Annotated in this window: 3 protein-coding genes and 1 pseudogene; 3 read left to right on the top strand and 1 reads right to left on the bottom strand. The window is 41.0% G+C overall.

Going from position 1 to position 1,126, the window contains the following annotated elements:
- The 3 genes and pseudogenes from R7F07_RS25270 to R7F07_RS25260 all read left to right on the top strand — a co-directional run.
- A pseudogene (locus R7F07_RS25270) lies at positions 1-262 on the top strand (response regulator); the annotation flags it as partial.
- Between the two features lie 2 nt (positions 263-264).
- Positions 265-600, top strand: coding sequence for an Hpt domain-containing protein (locus tag R7F07_RS25265; protein ID WP_318110677.1), 336 nt, complete (start codon positions 265-267; stop codon positions 598-600).
- Between the two features lie 35 nt (positions 601-635).
- Positions 636-827 (top strand): hypothetical protein, encoded by a 192-nt coding sequence (locus R7F07_RS25260; protein ID WP_005499054.1) that lies wholly within the window; start codon positions 636-638, stop codon positions 825-827.
- Between the two features lie 27 nt (positions 828-854).
- Here the strand turns inward: R7F07_RS25260 and R7F07_RS25255 are convergent.
- On the bottom strand, positions 855-1,126 hold a 272-nt coding region (locus tag R7F07_RS25255; protein ID WP_318110676.1), incomplete at its 5' end, for an ATP-binding protein.

Genomic DNA, 1,126 nt, shown 5'->3' with positions numbered 1-1,126 from the left:
TCAATCGTGTTCATCAGTCCGACTTCAAGAGTGTAATATCGTACCACACGAATACGACTATCCATTTTCAGTAGAGACAAAACTGAACGCTCTGGCAGCGCCGGACCAACAATGCCATTCTAATTCGGAGTCGGTGGTTAACTTCCTAAAACAAAGGGCATTACCACCAAATTGGTCGCGATGGTTAAGCGATTATCTCTCTGGTTCTTTTTCTAGCCAGATACCCGAACCGTTTAGCTATCACGTAACCGACAGGGAGTGAAAATGATCAACTTCGAATTGCTCAATCAATACATGGACAATGACGTAGACATCATCATTGCTGTCTTTTCAACGTACTTGGAGGATTACTCTGATGCGACAGAACAACTAAATAAAATGTTCGTTCAACAAAATTGGCCAGAGCTGTATCTGATGGCACACAGCTTGAAAGGCATTCTAGAAGGCTTTGGAGAAGATATCGCAGTTGTTGCGCTGGAGAAGATAGAAACAAATACAAGAAACAATACTGCACCAGAATGCGAAGATATAACTATAGTTAATAACGAGCGGGTGACAATGAAAAAGCAGAGTTTCGCTGACTTAGAAAACTTAAAATAAAACAGCTTAAGGCTTAGAACGGGGAAATTATGAACATGGACAACAACCATTTCAAGGAGTTGATTGAGTCGCTCAAGGACTTAACTCCTACTCAAAAACGATATTTGATCAGCAGAACCAAGATGTCCTTGGACGACGAGAGCGGGATGCTAAATCCGCAAGACTTGTTGACCAGAGAAGAACTAGAAGCGCTTCTGTCATCGGCTTCCACCACCGATCACAAATAAAGAAAGCTAATTCGTCATGGACGAAAACTAAGAACCAGGTAAAGTGACAGAACTTTGCTTGGTTGTTAGACGCCCCTCTCTTTTAATCAATACAAACGTATTTTTTCGACCACTTCGCAATACCTGAAAACTGTCAACTAGATTACTTATTAACATTAATCCTCTCCCTGACGACATCCAGCTGTCTTCATCAAACAAGCTTGGTGCTTTTATTTCTTTATTCGTGTGCTCTTGGAAAACCGATTTTTTAATAGGACGACCGTAATCAGAAATACGCATTTCGATCTGAGTAGACTTAG

The organism is Vibrio sp. YT-16, assembly GCF_033337405.1.
Classification (GTDB): Bacteria; Pseudomonadota; Gammaproteobacteria; order Enterobacterales; family Vibrionaceae; genus Vibrio; species Vibrio alginolyticus.
Note: the sequence above shows the minus strand (reverse complement) of the source record. Positions and strands in the feature narration are given on the sequence as shown.

Coding starts and splice junctions, on each gene's coding strand:
- R7F07_RS25265 (WP_318110677.1), top strand. CDS start 265: ATGATCAACTTCGAATTGCTCAATCAATACATGGACAATGACGTAGAC.
- R7F07_RS25260 (WP_005499054.1), top strand. CDS start 636: ATGGACAACAACCATTTCAAGGAGTTGATTGAGTCGCTCAAGGACTTA.